This window comes from Pseudoxanthomonas winnipegensis (assembly GCF_004283755.1).
GTDB lineage: Bacteria > Pseudomonadota > Gammaproteobacteria > Xanthomonadales > Xanthomonadaceae > Pseudoxanthomonas_A > Pseudoxanthomonas_A winnipegensis.
This window is the reverse complement of the sequence record NZ_SHMH01000006.1, coordinates 160,723-179,821: the sequence shown is the minus strand read 5'-3', so window position 1 is coordinate 179,821 and position 19,099 is coordinate 160,723. Positions and strand designations below refer to the sequence as shown.

At 71.0% G+C, this 19,099-nt stretch carries 19 protein-coding genes; 9 read left to right on the top strand and 10 right to left on the bottom strand.

The features are described from left to right. Positions 1–315 precede the first annotated feature (315 nt). The 3 genes from EAT51_RS13000 to EAT51_RS12990 all read left to right on the top strand — a co-directional run bounded on the left by EAT51_RS13000 (position 316) and on the right by EAT51_RS12990 (position 1,813). Entirely contained in the window at positions 316–795 is a 480-nt protein-coding gene (locus tag EAT51_RS13000; RefSeq protein ID WP_130521839.1) for a tRNA (cytidine(34)-2'-O)-methyltransferase, read from the top strand. Positions 796–851: 56 nt separating this feature from the next. After that, positions 852–1,313, top strand: coding sequence for a MarR family winged helix-turn-helix transcriptional regulator (locus tag EAT51_RS12995; RefSeq protein ID WP_130521840.1), 462 nt, complete (start codon positions 852–854; stop codon positions 1,311–1,313). A gap of 74 nt (positions 1,314–1,387) precedes the next feature. Next, positions 1,388–1,813 (top strand): organic hydroperoxide resistance protein, encoded by a 426-nt coding sequence (locus tag EAT51_RS12990; RefSeq protein WP_130521841.1) that lies wholly within the window; start codon positions 1,388–1,390, stop codon positions 1,811–1,813. A 221-nt stretch (positions 1,814–2,034) separates the two neighbouring features. Here EAT51_RS12990 and EAT51_RS12985 read toward each other — a convergent pair whose 3' ends face one another. Continuing rightward, positions 2,035–2,514 (bottom strand): Lrp/AsnC ligand binding domain-containing protein, encoded by a 480-nt coding sequence (locus EAT51_RS12985; protein ID WP_130520851.1) that lies wholly within the window; start codon positions 2,512–2,514, stop codon positions 2,035–2,037. A gap of 93 nt (positions 2,515–2,607) precedes the next feature. Between EAT51_RS12985 and EAT51_RS12980 the strand changes: the two genes are divergently transcribed. Together EAT51_RS12980 and EAT51_RS12975 are read left to right on the top strand one after the other, a co-directional pair. Continuing rightward, positions 2,608–5,556, top strand: coding sequence for an L-glutamate gamma-semialdehyde dehydrogenase (locus EAT51_RS12980; RefSeq protein ID WP_130520849.1), 2,949 nt, complete (start codon positions 2,608–2,610; stop codon positions 5,554–5,556). Between the two features lie 608 nt (positions 5,557–6,164). Next, the gene (locus tag EAT51_RS12975; RefSeq protein ID WP_130520847.1) at positions 6,165–6,542 is read left to right on the top strand and encodes a helix-turn-helix transcriptional regulator; all 378 of its coding nucleotides are present in this window, start codon (positions 6,165–6,167) and stop codon (positions 6,540–6,542) included. 378 nt (positions 6,543–6,920) lie between these two features. Here EAT51_RS12975 and EAT51_RS12970 read toward each other — a convergent pair whose 3' ends face one another. The 5 genes from EAT51_RS12970 to EAT51_RS12950 all read right to left on the bottom strand — a co-directional run bounded on the left by EAT51_RS12970 (position 6,921) and on the right by EAT51_RS12950 (position 10,061). Then, positions 6,921–7,940 carry an NAD(P)H-dependent glycerol-3-phosphate dehydrogenase gene (locus EAT51_RS12970; protein WP_130561719.1) on the bottom strand — a complete coding sequence of 340 codons (1,020 nt, stop codon included), beginning with the start codon at positions 7,938–7,940 and terminating at the stop codon, positions 6,921–6,923. A 55-nt stretch (positions 7,941–7,995) separates the two neighbouring features. After that, positions 7,996–8,514, bottom strand: a complete 519-nt coding sequence (secB, locus tag EAT51_RS12965) for a protein-export chaperone SecB (RefSeq protein WP_130520844.1) — start codon at positions 8,512–8,514, stop codon at positions 7,996–7,998. Positions 8,515–8,628: 114 nt separating this feature from the next. Beyond that, entirely contained in the window at positions 8,629–9,063 is a 435-nt protein-coding gene (locus EAT51_RS12960) for a rhodanese-like domain-containing protein (RefSeq protein ID WP_130520842.1), read from the bottom strand. 58 nt (positions 9,064–9,121) lie between these two features. Next, on the bottom strand, positions 9,122–9,550 hold the full coding sequence (locus EAT51_RS12955) for a hypothetical protein (protein ID WP_228257930.1): 429 nt from the start codon (positions 9,548–9,550) through the stop codon (positions 9,122–9,124). 34 nt (positions 9,551–9,584) lie between these two features. Next, entirely contained in the window at positions 9,585–10,061 is a 477-nt protein-coding gene (locus EAT51_RS12950; protein WP_425478242.1) for a YiiD C-terminal domain-containing protein, read from the bottom strand. Here EAT51_RS12950 and EAT51_RS12945 point away from each other — a divergent pair. From EAT51_RS12945 to EAT51_RS12935, 3 genes are all read left to right on the top strand, one after another. After that, positions 10,060–10,827, top strand: coding sequence for a uroporphyrinogen-III synthase (locus EAT51_RS12945; RefSeq protein WP_130520838.1), 768 nt, complete (start codon positions 10,060–10,062; stop codon positions 10,825–10,827). The genes EAT51_RS12950 and EAT51_RS12945 overlap by 2 nt on opposite strands. A gap of 65 nt (positions 10,828–10,892) precedes the next feature. After that, complete coding sequence (locus tag EAT51_RS12940; RefSeq protein WP_425478241.1) at positions 10,893–11,957, top strand: uroporphyrinogen-III C-methyltransferase; 1,065 nt, start codon at positions 10,893–10,895, stop codon at positions 11,955–11,957. Next, on the top strand, positions 11,954–13,216 hold the full coding sequence (locus tag EAT51_RS12935; RefSeq protein ID WP_130561718.1) for a heme biosynthesis HemY N-terminal domain-containing protein: 1,263 nt from the start codon (positions 11,954–11,956) through the stop codon (positions 13,214–13,216). Before EAT51_RS12940 ends, EAT51_RS12935 begins: the two co-directional genes overlap by 4 nt. Positions 13,217–13,355: 139 nt before the next feature. On the opposite strand, the gene EAT51_RS12930 is transcribed toward EAT51_RS12935, so the two are convergent. After that, the gene (locus EAT51_RS12930) at positions 13,356–14,603 is read right to left on the bottom strand and encodes an MFS transporter (protein ID WP_130520834.1); all 1,248 of its coding nucleotides are present in this window, start codon (positions 14,601–14,603) and stop codon (positions 13,356–13,358) included. A 433-nt stretch (positions 14,604–15,036) separates the two neighbouring features. Beyond that, entirely contained in the window at positions 15,037–16,317 is a 1,281-nt protein-coding gene (locus EAT51_RS12925) for an acetyl-CoA C-acetyltransferase (RefSeq protein ID WP_130520831.1), read from the bottom strand. Between the two features lie 482 nt (positions 16,318–16,799). Between EAT51_RS12925 and EAT51_RS12920 the strand changes: the two genes are divergently transcribed. Then, the gene (locus EAT51_RS12920; protein ID WP_130520829.1) at positions 16,800–17,684 is read left to right on the top strand and encodes a hypothetical protein; all 885 of its coding nucleotides are present in this window, start codon (positions 16,800–16,802) and stop codon (positions 17,682–17,684) included. 104 nt (positions 17,685–17,788) lie between these two features. Here the strand turns inward: EAT51_RS12920 and EAT51_RS12915 are convergent, their stop codons facing one another. Then, complete coding sequence (locus tag EAT51_RS12915; RefSeq protein WP_130520827.1) at positions 17,789–18,418, bottom strand: superoxide dismutase family protein; 630 nt, start codon at positions 18,416–18,418, stop codon at positions 17,789–17,791. Between the two features lie 51 nt (positions 18,419–18,469). Next, entirely contained in the window at positions 18,470–19,057 is a 588-nt protein-coding gene (locus EAT51_RS12910; protein WP_130520825.1) for a superoxide dismutase family protein, read from the bottom strand. Positions 19,058–19,099: the final 42 nt, after the last annotated feature.

The following is a 19,099-nucleotide window of genomic DNA, read 5'->3' as shown; positions in this document are numbered from 1 at the left end:
AGGTTTTCAATTTACCGCTTCATCCTGACGATCGTCCGGCTCGTCCGGCGCCCCACGAGGGCGTTGTGGCAGGGAAAGGTCGGCAACGCTTTGAAGTCGCGCAAGCGCCGCATGCAATACCGTTCGCTTGTCGGGTCCGCGCGATGCAAGCTTGATCGCAAGACCTTCAGCGCGATGCGGGATCCGGCGCGCGCGCCTCGAGATCGGCGGGCAGCCTAGACTTGTTGGCCCTTCGCCCCTCGGCTCACGCAGCATGGCTCTTTCGCACTCCGGCGTCCTTCGCTATACGGTGACCGCCTCTCGCCTGGGTGCCGCATGAGTGCGCCGTTTCAGCTCGATGTACTGCTCTACCAGCCGGAGATCCCGCCCAACACCGGCAACGTGATCCGGCTGTGCGCCAACACCGGCGCGCGCCTGCACCTGATCCGCCCGCTCGGCTTCGCGTTGGAGGATCGCCAGCTCAAACGGGCCGGACTGGACTACCACGAATACGCCGCGCTCCAGGTCCACGACGACCTGCCGGCCGCGCTGGCCGCGATCGCACCGCGCCGCCTGTTCGCCCTCAGCACCCGGGGCCGCCAACGCTACGACACGATCGAATACGCCCCGGGCGACGCCTTCCTGTTCGGCCCGGAGACCCGCGGCCTGTCGGCCGAGGTGCTCGACGCGCTGCCGGCCGAACAGCGCCTGCGCCTGCCGATGCGGCCGGACAACCGCAGCCTCAATCTGTCCAACACCGTGGCGATCATGGTGTTCGAGGCCTGGCGCCAACAGGGGTTCGCCGGCGGTGCCTGAAGCCCGGCAAAACCTGTCGCTTGCAATTCAATCGCGTACGATGTAATTTACGCCTCATGGACTCCTCGGACACATCCCGCGACCTGCTGCAGCTGGACAACCAGCTGTGCTTCGCGCTGTATTCGACCAATCTGGCGCTCAGCCGCACCTACCGCGGCCTGTTGGCCGCCCTGGGACTGACCTACCCGCAGTACCTGGTGATGCTGGTGCTGTGGGAGCGCGACGGGCAGACCGTCTCGTCCATCGGCGAGAAGCTGTTCCTGGATTCGGCCACGTTGACGCCGCTGCTCAAGCGCCTGCAGTCGGCCGGCCTGGTGACCCGCACCCGCGCCGCACAGGACGAACGCCAGGTCGAGATCCACCTCACCTACGCCGGCCACGCCCTGCGCAGCCGTGCCCAGTCCGTCCCCGAAGGCCTGTTCTGCGCCATGGACTGTTCCCCCGATCAGCTGCGCACGCTCAAGGCGCAGCTGGAAGACCTGCGCGACAAGCTCGCGCGTGCCACCCCCACCGCTTGAACCGCTCCACCCTCCCCTTCGTCGTTCCCATGAAATCGCACGCGATTCAATCGCAAACAATCCAGGAGTTCGCCATGAAGCCCGACAAGATCCTCTACACCGCCACCGCCATCGCCAAGGGTGGCCGCGAAGGCCGCGGCATCACCCCCGACGGTCCGCTGGACCTGCAGCTTTCCACGCCGAAGGAGCTCGGCGGCGCCGGCGGCCCCGGCACCAACCCCGAGCAGCTGTTCGCCATCGGCTACGCGGCCTGCTTCATCGGCGCGATGAAGGCCGTGGGCGCGCGCGAGAAGATCAAGGTGCCCGATGACGTGGCTATCGAAAGCAAGGTCGGCATCGGCCCGGCCGGCAGTGCCTTCGCCATCGCCGTCGAGCTGAAGATCGAGCTGCCCGGCCTGGATCGCGAGACCGCGCAGAAGCTGGTCGACACCGCGCACCAGGTCTGCCCGTATTCCAACGCGACCCGCGGCAACGTGGATGTGGTGCTGACCCTGGTCTGATCGGCCTGCACCGCCTCACAACCGGACACGGCGCCCCAGGGCGCCGTGTCCGTCACTGCTCTTGTGTTTTGTGGGAGCCGCCATGGCGGCTCCCACCAAGCAGGAACCGCAGAGCCTCAGCACCGTCGTTCCCGCGAAAGCGGGAACCCAGCGGCTTTCGCGGGAAGCGCACAAGGCACCGGATTCCCGCCCGCGCGGGAATGACGGCTTGGCCGGCTGCCTTAAATGTCCAGATACAGATCCGCGCTGTTCTTGACCTCTTCCATCACCGCATAGGTGCGGGTCTCGCGCACGCCGGGCAGCTTCCACAGCACGCGGCCGGCGATGTCGCGGTAGTCGGCCATGTCGGCCGCGCGCAGCTTGATCAGGTAGTCGAAGCCACCGGCGACCAGGTGGCACTCCATGACCTCGGGCTGGTCGCGGATCGCGGCCTGGAACTCCTCCAGGATGTGGGGCGTGGTGCGGTCCAGCAGCACCTCGACGAAGACCAGCATGCCGGCGCCGAGCTTGTGCGGATTGAGCCGCGCGCGGTAGCCGATGATGTAGCCCTCGGTGGTCAGGCGCTTGACCCGCTCCAGGGTCGCGGTGGGCGACAGATGCACGCTTTCGGCCAGCTTGAGGTTGGTGATCCGGCCGTCGCGCTGGAGCAGGGCGAGGATTCTGCGGTCGGTCCGGTCCAGGGCGGCAGGAAGTTGGCTCATCCGCGGATCATAGCCCGCCTAACGGAGATTCATCCGCCGCATCGCCGATCAGAATGCACATCCTCAAGTTCATTCTGCCCCAGGTGGTCATTTATGCGGTTGCCCATCCCTTATCGGCCCGAAGCCGACGTGCTCGCCCCCCTGCTGCAGCGCCTGCAGGACCTGGACTGGGCCCTGGCCAGCGGCGATGCGATCGGCTGGATCGGGCAGGTCCGCGCGGCCAAGCCCTCGGCCTTCGCCATGGAGACGCTGCTGCGCGAGTTCCCGCTGTCCAGCGCCGAGGGCCTGGCCCTGATGCGCCTGGCCGAGGCCTTGCTGCGCGTGCCCGACGCCGACACCGCCATGACCCTCACCGCCGACCAGCTGGGCCGCGCCGATTTCTCCGGCGCCTCGCAGTCGTGGCTGGCCACCCTGTCCAACCAGGCCATCAGCCTGTCCAAGAAGATGCTGGGCGAGGACGGGCAGAAGGCCGGGTTCCTGGCCAGGATGGGCGCCAAGGCCGTGGTCGCCGCGACCGTGCGCGCGGTGCAGCTGATGGGCAAGCAGTTCGTCATGGGCGAGACCCTGGACGAGGCACTGGACGATGCCCGCAAGCAGCGCAAGGCGCGCAAGGGCCTGCGCTTCTCCTACGACATGCTGGGCGAAGGCGCGCGCACCGACGCCGATGCGCAGGCCTACATGCGCAAGTACCACGCCGCCATCGCCGCGCTGGCCAAGTCGCGCGATCGCAGCGTGCCGGTGGAACAGGCCGACGGCATCTCGATCAAGCTCTCGGCCATCGACGCGCGCTACGAGGCCGTGCAGCACGACCACGTCATGGCGCTGCTGGTGCCGCGCGTGTGCGAGCTGGCCGAGGCCGCGGCCCAGGCCGATCTGAACCTGACCATCGACGCGGAGGAAAGCGAGCGCCTGGAGCTGTCGCTGGAGGTGTTCGAGGCGGTGGCCACGCGCACCGCGGCCCGCTACCCGCAGTGGAACGGCTTCGGCCTGGCCGTGCAGGCCTACCAGACCCGCGCGCTGGAGACGATCGAGGAAGTCGCCCGCATCGCCCGCGCGCTGAAGGTGCGCTTCATGGTGCGCCTGGTGAAGGGCGCCTACTGGGACTACGAGATCAAGCGCGCCCAGGAGCTGGGCCTGGCCGCGTTCCCGGTGTTCACCCACAAGCACCACACCGACCTGTCCTACCTGGCCTGCGCCCGGGCGATGCTGGCCATGCCCGATGCGATCTATCCGCAGATCGCCGGTCACAACGCCGGCACCATCGCCGCGGTGCTGCACCTGGCGCGCGCGGCCGGCGCGCCGTTCGAGCTGCAGCGCCTGCACGGCATGGGCGATGCGGTGCACGAGGCCGCGCACCGGCAGTACCCGGACGTGGGCCTGCGCGTGTACGCGCCGGTCGGCCCGCACAAGGACCTGCTGGCCTATCTGGTGCGCCGCCTGCTGGAGAACGGCGCCAATTCCTCCTTCGTCCACCAGCTGGCCGACGAGACGCTGCCGGCCAGCGCGCTGGTGAGCTCGCCGCTGCACATCGCGCCGCAGAGCGCGGTGACGCTGCCGGCCGACATCCTGGGCGTGCGCCGCAACACCGCCGGCACCGACGTGAGCTGCGAGCCGATGGCCAGAACGCTGCTGGCCGCCTATCCGGCCGCCGCGCTGCCGACGCCGGCGCTGACCCCGGTCGCGCAGATCGACGCCTTGGTGCACACGCTGGCCAAGGGTCAGAAGCGCTGGAACGCCACGCCGGTCCAGACCCGCGCCGCCGCGCTGGAGCAGGCCGCCGACGCGCTCGAACGCGACCTGGCGCAGTGGTGCGCGCTGATCGTGCGCGAAGGCCATCGCACCTGGGGCGATGCGGTGTCCGAAGTCCGCGAAGCCGCCGACTTCTGCCGCTACTACGCGCTGCAGGCGCGCGGCCTGATGGCCCCGCAGCTGCTGCCGGGCGTCACCGGCGAGCGCAACACCTATGCGCTGGCCGGGCGTGGGGTGTGGGCGTGCATCTCGCCCTGGAACTTCCCGCTGGCGATCTTTACCGGCCAGGTGGTCGCGGCGCTGGTCACTGGCAACGCGGTGGCGGCCAAGCCGGCCGAGCAGACGCCGGGCGTGGGCGCGGCGATGATCGCCCTGCTGCACCGCTGCGGCGTGCCCGAGGACGCGCTGGTCGGCGTGTACGGCGCCGGCGAGACCGGCGCGGCGCTGGTGGCGCATCCGAAGATCGCCGGCGTGGCCTTCACCGGCTCCACGCCGGTGGCCAAGGCCATCGCCCGCACCCTGGCCGGAAAGGACGGCCCGATCGTGCCGCTGATCGCCGAGACCGGCGGCCTCAACGCGATGATCGTCGACTCCACGGCGCTGCCCGAGCAGGTGGTCGATGCAGTGGTGCAGAGCACCTTCCGCAGCGCCGGCCAGCGCTGCTCGGCGCTGCGCGTGCTGTGCGTGCAGGACGACATCGCCGATGGCGTGATCGAGATGCTGGCCGGCGCCATCGCGCTGCTCCAGGTCGGCGACCCGTCGCGCCTGTCCAGCGATCTGGGCCCGGTGATCGACCAGGAGGCCTTCGACAAGCTGCAGGGCCAGGTCGCCGCGCTCGAGGGCCGCGCGCGGCTGATCGCGCGCGCGCCGCTGCCGGCCGACGCGCCGGTCAACAGCATCGCGCCGGTGGCCTTCGAGATCGGCGCGCTGGAACAGGTGCGCGAGGAAGTCTTCGGCCCGGTGCTGCAGGTGCTGCGCTGGAAGGGCGAGGTCGAGACGCTGGTCGAGCAGATCAACGCGCTCGGCTACGGCCTGACCCTCGGCGTGCAGACCCGCATCGACACCCGCGCCCAGGCCATCGCCGCACAGGCGGAGGTCGGCAACGTCTACGTCAACCGCAACATGATCGGGGCGGTGGTGGGCGTGCAGCCCTTCGGCGGCGAGGGGCTGTCCGGTACCGGTCCGAAGGCCGGCGGACCCAACTACCTGCCACGCTTCTGTTCCGAGTCTGTCGTCACCGTCAACACCACGGCGGCGGGCGGCGACGTGGACTTGTTGATGGCCTCGCACTAGCGGTCTTGCGTGACGCGCGCGGACACACCGCGTCATGCGAATGACACCGGGCCTAGAGTTCCCAAACTGTCGCCTGAATTAATAAACGGTTAAGTACAATATTCACGTGGGATTTCGGCTCTGGCGCCGATAGTGGTCCCGTGGTCGCTGGGGTGGCTCTGGCGATCACGGCGAGGCGGTGCGACCTCTCTCCCGCATCCGACCTCCGCAAAGCCCGGCCTTTCAAGGCCGGGCTTTTTTATTGGGCTTTCCGCGCCAAGCCATCTCGGCAGCACCCATGTTGCACCGCAGACCGTGGAGGCACAGCACGCGACTCAGGCGTCAAACGCGTGGCGGATGGGCGTCCTGACGGCGGCATCACTTCCCAGGCGCGATGTTCGGTCTGAAGGGGTGCAGGTTTCGTCGGACGTCGCGCGATGCCGGGCTGTCAATGCCGTCATGTGACGCGTCGCCTGCGAATCCTCACCCTGCCTTGTGCGCGAAGCGCGCGCTGCTGGCGAGCAGCCTGCCGCAGTTGCCGTTCACGCCTGAAGGCACCATCCATTAAGCGCGCCGCCCCCGCGTCGCGGGCGCGGCCAATCGCATGACAACCCAACAGGAGGTGGAAGATGCATGTCATGGCAGACCGTATCCGTCAGGCTCGACGCTTGAAGACCCTGTCGCAGACCCAGCTGGCCGAACAGGTCGGCGTGCAGCGCAGCGCCGTGGCGCAGTGGGAGCGGGTGGGCGGCACGCATCCCAGCGTGGAGCATCTGGCGCAGATCGCGGTGATCACCCAGGTCCTGTTCGAGTGGCTGGCCACCGGGCGTGGTCCGATGACCAGTGAGGCCACGCAGGTCGAAGCGGCGCCGGGCGCGCCGACGACGCCTCCGGCCGAGCGGCTGGCGCGCGATGAGGTGGAAACGCATGTGCTGCAGCTGATCCGTCGCCTGTCGCCGCATCGGCGTTCGGACGCCTGCGATCTGCTGCGCTCGATGGTGGGCTGACGAACACCGCGCCGGCGCGCTGACCATCGCGTCGCGTGGCCGGGCGCGGGTGTTCGAGCCCAGGGAAAATTTATCTACTCGCGATCGGGGGATTGCTTCGGCTGAGCGTTGTGGGTTCGGAGGGGCAGAGGTCCGGCGGGCGGTGGCCGCTTATCCCTCAATCAGGGCATCCTGCCCCGATTCGGGCGCTCGGCTTCCTGCCTCGCTAGGCGCGGCCACCGCCCGCCGGATCGCTGCCTCGAGCGTCGAGCTAAACCGCTTCGTTGGAGGAACCGCGCGGCTACGATCAGTGCGTTCATTGGCCTCGCACTTGAACGAAGAACCAAAAAAAATCCCACCCTTTCGGGTGGGAGATTTCATGATCGCAACGCGATAGGGCTACTGGAACAGGGTTTCCGGATATTCCGGTTTCTGTTCGCGCGCCAGCAGGCGCTCCAGGCCTTCGGCCGGGGTGATCTCGCCGTGCAGGACATCGCGCACGGCCTCGCTGATCGACAGGTCGATGCCGTAGCGGCGCGCTTGGCGCATGACCTCGTCGGCGGTCTGCACCGACTCGACCACCTGGCCGATCTCGCGCACGGCCTCTTCGATGGACTGGCCGCGCCCCAGCGCCAGGCCCAGGCGGCGGTTGCGCGACAGGTCGCCCGTGCAGGTCAGTACCAGGTCGCCCAAGCCGGCCAGGCCCATCAGGGTCTCCGGGCGCGCGCCGATAGCTGCGGCCAGGCGCAGCATCTCGTTGAGGCCGCGGGTGATCAGGCCGGCGCGCGCGTTGAGCCCCAGGCCCATGCCGTCGGCCACGCCGGTGGCCACGGCCAGCACGTTCTTCATCGCGCCGCCCAGCTCGGCGCCGACCATGTCGTTGCCGGTGTAGGCGCGGAACGTCGGGCCGTGCAGGACGTCGGCGACCTGCTGGCAGAACGCCTCGTCGGCACCGTGGATGGTCAGCGCGGTGGGCAGGCCCTGGGCGACTTCCTTGGCGAACGAGGGGCCGGTGACCACGGCCAGCGGCACCTCCGGACCCAGCACGTCCTCGGCCACTTCGTGCAGGAAGCGGCTGGAGCCGGGCTCGAAGCCCTTGGTCGCCCAGCTCACGCCGGCCTGCGCTGGACGCAGCGGCGCCAGCGCGCGCAGGGTGTCGGTGAAGGCATGCGAGGGCACGACCACCAGCACCAGATCGGCGTCGGCCATGGCCGCGGCCAGGCTGGTGGTGGCACGCAGGGTGTCGGGCAGTTCGATGCCCGGCAGGTAGCGCGGATTCTCGTGGCGGAGGTCGATGGCCTGGGCCACCGCCTCATCGCGTCCCCACAGCACGGCCTGGTGGCCATGCCGGGCGATCAGGGCCGCCAGCGCGGTCCCCCAGGAGCCGGCGCCGAGCACTGCGACTTTCAACGCGTTCATTGCATCCCCCCGCCTGTGTGCAGGGGGCCAAGCTTTATCACAGACGCCATCGAAATCAGGCGTTGCCCACCGGCGGATCGTTCTCGATCACGCCCTGCTGGCCCTGGGCGGCGCGCTGGCGCAGGGTCTCGGCGTACAGGCCGTCGAAGTTGATCGGCTGCAGGAAGAACGGCGGGAAGCCGCCGGCCTGGATCAGGTCGCTCAGCAGCTGGCGCACGTACGGGAACAGGATGCTCGGGCACTGGGTGCCCAGCAGCGCGTCGATGGTCTGCGCGTCGAAGCCGGCCAGGCCGAACACGCCGGCCTGCTGCACTTCGGCCACGTAGGCGGTCTTGTCGCCGGCCTTGCAGGTCAGGGTCACGCCCAGGATCACCTCGAAGGCGTTCTCGGCCAGGCGCTGCACGCGCTGGTTGAGGTTGAGGTTCAGTTCGGGGGCGATGTTCTCCGAATAGATCGCCGGCGCGCCGGGGACTTCGAAGGACACGTCCTTGACGTAGATCTTTTCGACGGTGAAGTTCGGGCCGTTGGCCTGGGTGGCGGCTTCGTTGGCGCCGTTGAGGGTCTCGTCGGACATCGTGTACTCCGAATGGGTTGCGGTGAATGGGCCAAAGCCCGGGATTATCGCATGGGGGTGGCGCCACGCCCGGGCCGCTTCAAGGCCCGCGCGCGACGCGACGCGTGTTCAGTGTCAGGCGCGGCCCTTGACCAGCGGCAGGTCGGCGGCCTGCCAGGCCCCGACGCCGCCATCGAGCACATAGACCTTGGCGAAACCGGCCTTCTTCAGCTGGGCGGCCGCGCCCGGCGCGGTCTGGCCGCTGCGGCAGACCAGCACCACCGGGCGATCGCCCGCGCCGGCCAGCAGCTTGTGCTTGGGGTCGAACTTGCCGGCTAGGTTCTTGCTGCCGGGGATGTGGCCCTTCTCGAAGTCGCCGCTGGCCGACAGATCCAGCACCAGCGCGTTGTCGTTGTTGATCAGCGCGGTCAGCTCGCCGGGGCGCACGCCCTTGTAGCCGCGGAACAGGCGCATGACCTCGGTGACGAGAATCGCCAGGGTCAGGCCCACCAGGGCCATGGACAGCATCGCGTTGTCGGCGGCGAAAGCCTTGAGTTGTTCGAAATTCACGGCAGGAAAGCGTCGGCTGGGCGCGAAAAGGCCGGCGATTGTCGCACAGCCCCGGCGACTATTGCCCCTGCCAGAGGTCCGGCAGGCCGTCCTGCAGCCACCACTGCTCGGCCGCCGGGTCCCAGCGCCAGCGCTCGCGCACCCGCACGGTGCGCTCGGCCATGGTGTGGCGGTTGACCACGCGCACGTCGACCATGCGCGCCACCGTGCCGTCGGGTTCGGCGGCGCTGCCGATCTCGCTGTAGCCGGTGATTTCCACCTGCTGGTAGCGCGAGAGCTCCAGCGCGCTCAGCCCGGCGCCCTGGCTGGCCTCGGGGTCGACCACGCTCCAGGCCTGCTCGAATTCGCCCCAGCGCATGGCCTTGGTGAACAGGGTCTGGGTATCGGTGAGCTTGCGCTGCTTGGCGCGGTTGCTGATGGCCTCGGCCGGGCCGGCGCTGGCCAGCACCAGCAGCGCGGCCAGCAGCATCCACAGAAGTCGTCCCACGTGCGTGTGTCTCCCCAGGCGTGAACGAACGATGCTACCCCTTTGCCAGGGCGACGTAGCGGCCGCTCAGTTCGGCGGCGACACCGCCGTCGGGCAGCAGCACCTGGGCCAGCAGCGGGGCGCGCGCCTTGCCGCGGCGGCGGAAGGTGTCGATGAACTCGGCCCAGTCCGCCTCCGGCGCCAGCCAGGCCTGAGCAGCCAGGTCGTGCAGCAGCGGGGCGCGGTAACGCACGGCGCTGTCGGCCACGTAGACCTCGGCCTCCAGGCCGGCCTGGCGCAGGCGCAGCGTGGTCAGCGCCCAGCCGGCCAGGGTCATCAGCGCGACCAGGCTGCCGCCGAAGGCCGTACCCTTGTCGTTGACGTTCGCCGCCAGCGGCGCGCTCATGTGCAGACGCGTGCCGTCGAAATCGCGCAGCGCGATGCGCATCGCCACCACCGGCGGCATCTGCGCGCAGGTCGCGCGCAGCGCGTCGAGCAAGGCGTCGTGATCCATCGCGTACTCTTGATTCATGGGCCAAGGCAAAGCGCGCGCATGGTACGTCATCTCCCTGCGGCCTCAGGGCGGCCACGCCGCGGTGCGCCAGGCCGCCGCGCGCGTGGGCGCCGGAGTGATCGCGCTCTCGCCGTGGTCGCTGGCGGCCTGTACGGATGCACCGGCGCGGCAGGCCTGGGACGCGGCGCGGGCCTGCGAGGTGGTGGTGTTCACCAGCCCGGCGGCGGTGCGCTTCGCCCACGCACTGGCGCCCATCGCCGCGCGGCCCGGCCAGGTCCTGGTCGGCACCGGCAGCGGCACGCGCGCGGCGCTGGCAAGGCTGGGGCTGGAGGCCGTCGCACCTGCGCGCATGGACAGCGAGGGGCTGCTCGCGCTGCCCGAACTGGCCGCGCTGGAGCAGCGCCCGGTCGGCCTGGTCACCGCGCCCGAGGGACGCGGCACGCTGGCCCCTGCGCTGCGCAGGCGCGGCGCGCACCTGCACCTGGCCGAGGTCTATCGACGCCAGCCGATCCCGCTGTCGACGCGCGCCCTCGCTCGGCTCGATGCGCTGGACGCGCCCGCCTGCGTGCTGGTGACCAGCAGCGGCGCGCTGGGCGAGGTGTTCCAGCGCCTGCCAGGCCATGCGGCCGCGGCGCTGCGCGCGCAGCCGGCCATCGTGGCCAGCGCGCGGCTGGCGACCGTCGCGCTGCAGGCCGGGTTCGAACACGTGCTGCAGGCCGAAGGCCCGCGTCCTGCGCAGCTGATGGCCACCGCACAGGCCATGTACTCACATCGCTTGGGCTAGCATGCGGCCGATCCCGCCGCGCCTTCACGCGCCTGTTCCACGGCTTCTTTGTTGGAGTGCCCCCCTTGAACGATGCCATCGCCAGCGCCGAGTCCGACACGCGCCCGCGCCGCCGCATCTGGCCCGCCCTGATCGTGCTGCTGCTCATCGCCGCCCTGGCGGCCGCGGGCTGGTACGGCTGGCAGCAATGGCAGGGCTGGCGCGCCGCGCAGGAAGGCCAGATCCAGCGCCAGCTGGCCGCGCTGGACCAGCGCATCGATGTCCTGCGCGGCGATGCCCGCGCCCAGGGCGAGCGCATCCAGGACGCGGCCGCCACCAACCGCGTGCTGCGCGATGAAATGCTCGGCCTGAGCCAGCGCGGCGCCCTGCTGGAAGACACCGTGGCCAAGCTGGCCGACTCCACCCGCCAGGGCGCCACCGCCCTGCGCCTGGACCAGACCCAGCTGGAACTGCAGCTGGCCGCCCAGCGCCTGAACATCGCCGGCGACCTGCCCGGTGCGCAGCAGGCCTACGGCCTGGCCGCCGATACCCTGGCCGGCCTGGACGACCCGCGCGTGCTCAATCTCAAGCAGTCGCTGGAACAGGAGCGCGCCGCGGTCCTGCGCCTGGGCGCCGGCCCGAAGGCCCAGGCCCTGCAGCAACTCGATGCTGCAAGCGCGGCATTGGCCCAGTTGCCGCGCCAAGTGTCGGTCGATCCGGCCGCGCGCCCGGCCTGGCAGCGCGTGCTCGCGCCGCTGGTCGATGTGCGCCCCAGCGGCGCGCGCGTGGCGGTGGTGCCGGCCCAGCGCGCCGCCTTCGACAACGCCCTGCAGCTGGAACTCACCCTGGCCCGCGCCGCCGCCGAGCGCAACGACACGGCGGGCTTCCGCGCCGCGGTGCTGCGCGCGGCCGGCTGGATCCCGCGGCTGTGGCCGGCCACGCCGCAGGCCGACGCGCTGGAGCGCCAGCTGCGGCAGATCGCGGCCCTGCCGCTGCAGCCGCAGATTCCCGAACTGGGCAGCACCCTGGCCCAGCTGCAGGCCCAGCGCGGCAAGGCGGCCGGCACCGCGCCGGCGCCGCCGGCACCGGTGCCGGCACCCCCTCCGCCCTCCGCGCCCATCGCGCCGGCCCCAACGGAGACCACGCCATGAAGATCCTGCGTCTTGTCGTGATCGTGCTTGTGCTGGTCGCCCTGGGGGTGTTCGGCGCGCAATGGCTGGCGCGCGATGAGGTCCGCGACTGGGGCGAGGTGTTCGTGCGCGTGGGCGGCTACGACGTCACCGCCACCGTGCCGGGCGCGATCCTGGCGCTGGTCCTCGCCGCCGTGCTGCTGTGGATCGTCTGGACCCTGCTGGCCCTGCCCTTCCGCGCCTGGGGCCGGCATCGCCGCAAGCGCGCCCGCGCCCAGCTGATCGAAGGCCTGGAAGCGGTCCAGCACGGCCATTGGCTGCGGGCGGAGAAGCTGCTGGACCGCGCCGCGCAGGATCCCGAGGTCGGCAGCGCGGCGCGCATCGCCGCGGTCCGCGCCGCGCAGGCGCGCACCGACGCGCCGGCCCTGGAGCGCCATCTGCAGGCCCTGGCCCAGCGCGATCCCACCGCCCACGCCCTGCTGCTGGCCGACGATGCGTTGGCCGCCGGCATGCCGACCCAGGCGCTGGTGGCCCTGGACGCACCCGGCGCCCAGCCGCTGCCGCCGCGCGGCCTGGCGCTGCGCGCGCAGGCCCTGGCCGAGGTCGGCCGCGCCGGGGATGCCTGGGGCCTGCTCGGCCCGCTGCGCCAGCACAAGGCGCTGTCGGCCCCGGACTACGCCCAGCTGGAAACGCGCCTGGCCGCGCAGTCGCTGGAGCAGGCCGGCGACGCCAATGCGTTGGCCGAGCGCTGGGAACTGGTGCCAAAGGCCCTGCGCACCGAACGCGCCGTGGTGGCCGCCTACGCCACCCGCGCCGCCGCGCTGCGCTGGGACGATGCGGCCACCCATGCCCTGGAACATGCGCTGGACAGCCGTTGGGACGAAGACCTGATCGCCCTCTACGGCCGCCTGCCGGTGGGCAAGCTCGATTCGCGCCGGGCCAGCGCCCAGCGCTGGCTGCAGGCCCATTCCGACAGCCCGGCGCTGCTGCTGACCCTGGCCCGGTTGGCGCGCCAGCAAGGGCAGTGGCCGCAGGCGCAGGAGTTCCTGCACCGCGCCCTGGCCCAGGGCGGCGGCGCCGAAGCCTGGGAGGAACTGGGCCACGGCTACGCCGCCGCCGGCGAGGACTTGCTCGCCCGCCGCAGCTACGCCAACGCCCTGGCCGCCCAGCGCGGCGAACTGCCCGCCACCGCGCCCGACCGCGACCTGCGCCAGCAGATCCACGACCAGGCCGTCACCGAGACCTGCGACGAACACGGCCTGCCGCGCCTGCCCGAGTGATGCGTCAGCCGCTTGGGTGACGCGGCTTGAACTGGTTACGCAAGCGACGCATCAACGCTGAGGTCGCTCGCCGTCGCATCCGTTCGGCTCGCCATGGTTTAGTCGAACACGCCGCTGCGCACGGGCACGGAACGTGGAGTCAGCGCAGCGACCCAGCTGCCCTGCGCGCCAGCAGCGCGCTGGCCGCTGCCGCGGTCAGCGCCGCGACGCCGGCCAGCAGGTAGATTGCGCCGAAGCGCCAGGCCAGCGCGAGCGCGCCCGCCAGCGGGCCGGTGATCGCCAACGCCAGGTCCAGGAACAGCGAGTACAAGCCCAGCGCGGTGCCACGGTTGCTGTCGCTGACCCGGCGCACCGCTTCCATGCCCAGCGACGGGAACACCAGGGCGAAGCCCGCGCCGGTGATCGCCGCGCCCACCGCGGCCAGGGCCGGCAGCGGCGCCCGCCAGATGCACAGCAGGCCAGCGGCCTCCACGCACAGCGACACCACCGCCACGCGGTAGCCGCCGTGGCGGTCGATCGCGCGCGGGAAGACCAGCCGCACCGACACGAAGGTCGCCCCCAGCAGCGTCATCGCCAGCGCCGCGTGCGGCCAGCCGCGCTGGGCATAGTACAGCGCGATGAAGGCGGTGATCGCACCGAACCCCACCGACGCCAGCCCCAGGCACAGCCCGAACGGCAGGACCCGCGTCAGCACGCGGCGGGCCGGGATATGTTCGCCCGGCACCGGCCGCACGCCGTGCCGCGGCAGCACGCAGGCCAGGGCGGCCAGCGCCAGCACGACGGTCAGCGCGCCCAGCGCGGCCAGACCGAAGCGCTGCCCCAGCGCCACGCCGACCGGGGCCGCCAGGGCCAGCGCGCCGTAGGTGGTGACGCCGTTCCACGAGATCACCCGGCCGGTATGGATCGCACCGACCGCGCCGATCCCCCAGATGATCGTGGCGGTGGTGATCAGGCTTTCGCCGCAGCCCAACAGCAGGCGCCCGGCGAACAGCACCGCCAGGCTGGCCGCCGGCCAGGCCACCATCAGCGCGGCGGCCACGGTGCAGGCGCCCGCCAGCGCGCACGCGCCCAGGCCCAGCAGCACCGAGACCTTCGGCCCGCGCCGGTCGCACAGGCGCCCGGCCACGGTGCGGCTGAGCAGGGTGGCGACGTACTGCAGGCTCACCGCCAGGCCGGCCAGCACCGTGCCGTAGCCCAGCGTGGTGTGGACGAAGCCCGGCACCACCGCCAGCGGCAGACCGACGCAGAAATAGCCGACGAAGTTGAACACCACGACGCTCAGCACGCGGCGGGTGAGGCGCGAGGGCACCGCGGCGGCGGCATCTGCAGGCGTCAGGGAAGCGGGTGAATCGTCCAAGGCGATACGCGGCGGCCCGCGCGAGGTCATGCGCGCGCCGGCAAACGGGGGGAGGGCCTGGACATGATGCGCCTGGCAGCCGGTGCATGCCGCACCGGCCTTGCCGAATTCCAGTCAGCGGCGCGTGCGCTGTGGGCACGGACACGTGCCTCGGAAGCGGCATTCAGGGGCACGCTAGGACTTGGTCGTGCTTGTGGTTTCTGCCTGCTCGGGATCGGGCTCGGTGGGAGCCGCCATGGCGGCGAGGGGTTCTCCCGAGAAAGCCCCATCGCCATGGCGCCCCTACCTGTAGAGCGGAGCTTGTGGCAATCCCCTCTTGGGGACTCCGCTGCTCTTCGTTCGGTTCGTGGGGAAGGCCCCAGCGGAGCAAGCTCCGCTCTACAGGCGGGCAGCTGCGGGGTTTGAGGACACAGTTGCTCCCCCAACACTTGCTGCGATTAGCGGGGAAAAGCGGAGCAGCCCCTCAGCGCTCGACGATGGCGACCACGCCCATGCCGCCGGCGGTGCAGATCGAGACCAGCGCGCGGCCGCCGCCGCGCTGGGCCAGTTCCTTGGCCACCGTGCCGATGATGCGCGCGCCGGTGGCGGCGAAGGGATGGCCCGCAGCCAGCGAGGAGCCGTTGGGGTTGATCTTCTCCGGATCGATGCGGCCCATCGGACCGGGCAGGCCGAGGCGATGGGTGCAGTACTCCTCGCTCTCCCACGCGCGCAGCGTGCACAGCACCTGCGCGGCGAAGGCCTCGTGGATCTCGTAGATGTCGAAGTCCTGCAGGCTCAAGCCGTGGCGCGCCAGCATCTGCGGCACGGCCACGGTCGGGGCCATCAGCAGGCCCTCGCCGTGGACGAAATCTACCGCCGCGCTCTGCACGTCCTTCAGATAGGCCAGCGGCGTGTGGCCGTGCGCGGCCGCCCATTCATCGCTGGACAGCAGCACCGCCGCCGCGCCATCGGTCAGCGGCGTGGAATTGGCGGCGGTCAACGTGCCGCGGCCGGAGGTCTTGTCGAACGCCGGCTTGAGCGTGGCCAGCTTCTCCAGCGAGGTGTCCGGGCGCAGGATGTTGTCGCGGCTCACCCCGCGGAAGGGCACGATCAGATCGTCGAAGAAGCCGCGCTCATAGGCCGCGGCCAGCTTCTTGTGCGAGGACACCGCCCAGGCGTCCTGCGAATCGCGCGAGATGTTCCACTCCTTGGCCATGTCCTCGCAGTGCTCGCCCATCGACTTGCCGGTGCGCGGCTCGCCCACGCCGGGGAACTCGGGCTTGAGCTCGGAAAAGCGGAAGCCCTTGAGCAGGGCGCGCGCCTTGTCCTTGGGCGTCTTGGCGCGGTTGACCTCGAGCAGGCGCGCGCGCAGCTTCTTGCCGTAGACAATCGGCACGTCCGAGGTGGTGTCCGAGCCGCCGCCGATGCCCGCCTCGATCTGCCCCAGCGCGATCTTGTTGCCGATGTGGGCGATGGTGTCCAGGCTGGTGCCGCAGGCGCGCTGCAGGGTGATGCCGGGAGTCAGCGGCGACAGACCGGAGGACAGCGCGGCCTCGCGGCCCAGGTTCCAGTCCCTGGAGTGCTTGATCACCGCGCCCATGGCCACCTCGCCCAGGGTCTGCCCGTGCAGGCCGAAGCGCTCGACCAGCGCGCCCAGGGTGCGCACCGACATGCCCAGGTTGCCGACATCCGAATACGCGGTGTTCTGGCGGCAGAAGGGGATGCGAACGCCGCCGAGGATGGCGACGGGACGGGCGACTGGCATGGGAAGACCTCGGTGGACGGCCATGTTCAAGGGAGACCCGCACATGCGCAGGCGTATGGTGGAAGTGTAGCGGCGTCGTTCGACGCCTGTCATTGCGCGTCAACGACCTTCTCTGCTGCGCCGTGAACAGCACGTGCGCGTTCATCGTGTCGCGGCGGTCACCCGGCAGGTGGCGAGGGCCTGTCAGCCATGCCCGGGCAGGCCGCGCCGCCCTTGCGCGTGCCCGGGGCAAGGAAGCGGGAGGGAGTGGACGTCCGTCCACGACCGAGCAATGACGCAGCCCCGGGTGCGCGCAAGGGCGGCCCTCCGGGTTGGCGCTGCAAGGCCGCCATCTTCGCGCCGCGCGGCTTGGCCTGACGGCCAGTCAAGCCTGCGCCACGCGACGCAAACCTGACGGCCTTGCAGCGCCAACGCGACCTGCCCGGGCATGGCTGACAGGCCCTAGAATGCCGACAGATTGCATTGGCCTTGCTGTTCCTTCCATGACCCACCCCAACGAAACCGCGCAGGTGATGGGCCTGATCGCTCTTGAGCTGGCCGGCGGCGCCCCGCCGCGGCAGCCGGCCCTGCCCCAGGCCGAGGCCGGCGCGCTGGCCGAGAAGATCGCCCGCGACCTGGCCGGCCTGGTGCCGCAGGTGACCGCGCTGGAGCTGACCCTGGCCGCCGCGCACTTCGACCCCGCCGAGGCGCTGCGCCCCGGCTGGCCACTGCACCGCCGCCTGGACGAGCTGCGCCAGCGCGCGCCGGGACGCGATCAGGGCCCGCGCGTGATCGCCTTCGGCGCGGCCAGCGATGGCCAGGTGCCGATGCCGTTCCAGGCCGACCCGGACCTCACCGGCGGCGCGCTGCGCGTGCTGCCGTTCCTGCTCAGCGGCACGCCGGAAGATGTCGATGCGGTCGGCGAGGCATTGGAAGAGGTGCTGATCGAACGCGGCATGGCCGGCGCCGACACCGCGCTGCAGCTGCAGGACGGGCTGGGCGCCAAGGTCGAGCATGTGCGCTTCATGACCCTGCACGACCTGGCCGCGATGATGGCGCTGCAGTACCAGCACCAGCACCTGGAAGGCCTGTGGCCGGTGATCGAGACCGCGCTGCTGGCGCCGGACGAGGAGCAGTGGCTGGACGCGCCCCCCGAACCGCTGCTGCGCTATGCCGATGGCCAGGTGCAGATGGCGCTGCTGGACGCGGCCACCTGGAAGTCGCGCAACACGCCGGGCACCGACGAGCCCGAGCGTCTGGCCCGCGCCTACGAGCACTATCTGATGCGCAAGCGCCAGCTGGCCGCGGTGCTCGAGGCGCACGGCATTCCCGTCACCTACGTGCACTGCCCCGGCGAGGGCGACCTCTGCGCGCACCTGCGCAGCTGAAGGCGGCTTCCTGCCCGTGCAAAAGAGAAGGCGCCCAGTGGGCGCCTTCTTTCTTCCTGCGGACCTCGCGGGCGGACGCATCGCGCCGCCCGCGATGGCGCGGCTTACATCGCCGCCGGCGCGGCCTCGATCACGCCGCAGGCCAGGCGGCCACCGGCATCGCCGGTCGGCTGGGTTTTGTAGTCGTCCGGCTTCTCGTGAACGATCACGCCCTTGCCGACGATGTCGTACTTGTCGCCCTTGCCGATGTCGGTATTGGCCGAGAGCATCTGGTCGATGGTCACGTTGCCTTGCGCGTCGGCGGTGATGTTGTTGCTGTCGCCGGCGTGGTGGGTCGGCGCGGTGACCTGGCCGTGATCCACGCCGTCGGGATTGAAGTGGCCGCCGGCGCTGCTGCCGTCCGGCGCGCTGCAGTCGCCCTTCTCGTGGATGTGGAAGCCGTGCTCGCCCGGGGTCAGGCCGGTCAACGTGCCGGTGACGTGCACGCCGCCTTCCATCGCCATGAAGTTCAGCTCGCCGGCGACCTTGTTGCCCTGGGTCGGCTTGAGCGTGGCCTTGGCCGAGGCCATGGCGGTGGTGGCCGGCGAGCTCGGCGGCGGCGTGTTCTCGGCCGGGGCCGAGCTGGCCGCCGGATCGCTCACCGGCGCGGGCGCGGCCTCGGGTTCGGACTTGTTGCACGCGGCCAGGGCCAGCACGGTGGCGGCACACAGCAGGGTTTGGGTCAGTCGCTTCATCGGAACGCTCCTCGTGTTGCTTCTAGGGAATGCGCGCCATGAGGCACGCGGTCAACGGATCGCCTGGATCACGCCACAGGCCACCCGCGCACCGGACTTGCCCGCCGGCTGGGTGGCGTAGTCGTCGGGGTCTGCATGCACCACCAGCGCGCGGCCGAGAATGTCGTTGGGCGCGCCGCCGCCCAAGGTGACCTCGCCCAGGCGCGTATCGACCCGGGCCACGCCTTCCAGATCGGAGGTGAGGTTGTCCATGTCGCCGGCGTGGTGGGCGCCGATCTTGGCGTTGCCGTGCGGCTGGTGGGTGGGATTGAAATGTCCGCCGGCGCTGCTGGCATCGACCGCGCTGCAGTCGCCGACCTCGTGCACATGGAAGCCGAAACGCCCCGACGGCGGCAGGCCGCCGATGGTGCCGGCGATGCGCACGCCGCCGGCCACCGGGCTCAGCGTCAGCTTGCCGCTGACCAGGCTGGCCGAGGCCGAGCGCATGATCGCCTGCGCATCGTGGACCGTCGCCTGGGCGGGCACGACGACCGGAGGCGCGGGCTTGGGCGCCGGTGCGCTGCTGCAGGCCGACAGCGCCAGCGCCGCGCCCGAGGCGAGGGCCGGCAGCAGCAGGCGATGGAAGCGGTGGTGAGGCATCGGGCCGCCACGCTATCGGCGGCGGCGTTCAGTTGCAATGAA

What these genes read in the sequence shown, in the direction of transcription:
- EAT51_RS12945 (WP_130520838.1), top strand. Translation starts at nt 10,060, where the DNA reads ATGGGCCAAGGCAAAGCGCGCGCATGGTACGTCATCTCCCTGCGGCCT.
- EAT51_RS12920 (WP_130520829.1), top strand. Translation starts at nt 16,800, where the DNA reads ATGACCCACCCCAACGAAACCGCGCAGGTGATGGGCCTGATCGCTCTT.
- EAT51_RS12925 (WP_130520831.1), bottom strand. Translation starts at nt 16,317, where the DNA reads ATGCCAGTCGCCCGTCCCGTCGCCATCCTCGGCGGCGTTCGCATCCCC.
- EAT51_RS12995 (WP_130521840.1), top strand. Translation starts at nt 852, where the DNA reads ATGGACTCCTCGGACACATCCCGCGACCTGCTGCAGCTGGACAACCAG.
- EAT51_RS12980 (WP_130520849.1), top strand. Translation starts at nt 2,608, where the DNA reads ATGCGGTTGCCCATCCCTTATCGGCCCGAAGCCGACGTGCTCGCCCCC.
- EAT51_RS12985 (WP_130520851.1), bottom strand. Translation starts at nt 2,514, where the DNA reads ATGAGCCAACTTCCTGCCGCCCTGGACCGGACCGACCGCAGAATCCTC.
- EAT51_RS13000 (WP_130521839.1), top strand. Translation starts at nt 316, where the DNA reads ATGAGTGCGCCGTTTCAGCTCGATGTACTGCTCTACCAGCCGGAGATC.
- EAT51_RS12975 (WP_130520847.1), top strand. Translation starts at nt 6,165, where the DNA reads ATGCATGTCATGGCAGACCGTATCCGTCAGGCTCGACGCTTGAAGACC.
- secB (WP_130520844.1), bottom strand. Translation starts at nt 8,514, where the DNA reads ATGTCCGACGAGACCCTCAACGGCGCCAACGAAGCCGCCACCCAGGCC.
- EAT51_RS12930 (WP_130520834.1), bottom strand. Translation starts at nt 14,603, where the DNA reads ATGACCTCGCGCGGGCCGCCGCGTATCGCCTTGGACGATTCACCCGCT.
- EAT51_RS12950 (WP_425478242.1), bottom strand. Translation starts at nt 10,061, where the DNA reads ATGAATCAAGAGTACGCGATGGATCACGACGCCTTGCTCGACGCGCTG.
- EAT51_RS12970 (WP_130561719.1), bottom strand. Translation starts at nt 7,940, where the DNA reads ATGAACGCGTTGAAAGTCGCAGTGCTCGGCGCCGGCTCCTGGGGGACC.
- EAT51_RS12990 (WP_130521841.1), top strand. Translation starts at nt 1,388, where the DNA reads ATGAAGCCCGACAAGATCCTCTACACCGCCACCGCCATCGCCAAGGGT.
- EAT51_RS12935 (WP_130561718.1), top strand. Translation starts at nt 11,954, where the DNA reads ATGAAGATCCTGCGTCTTGTCGTGATCGTGCTTGTGCTGGTCGCCCTG.
- EAT51_RS12910 (WP_130520825.1), bottom strand. Translation starts at nt 19,057, where the DNA reads ATGCCTCACCACCGCTTCCATCGCCTGCTGCTGCCGGCCCTCGCCTCG.
- EAT51_RS12915 (WP_130520827.1), bottom strand. Translation starts at nt 18,418, where the DNA reads ATGAAGCGACTGACCCAAACCCTGCTGTGTGCCGCCACCGTGCTGGCC.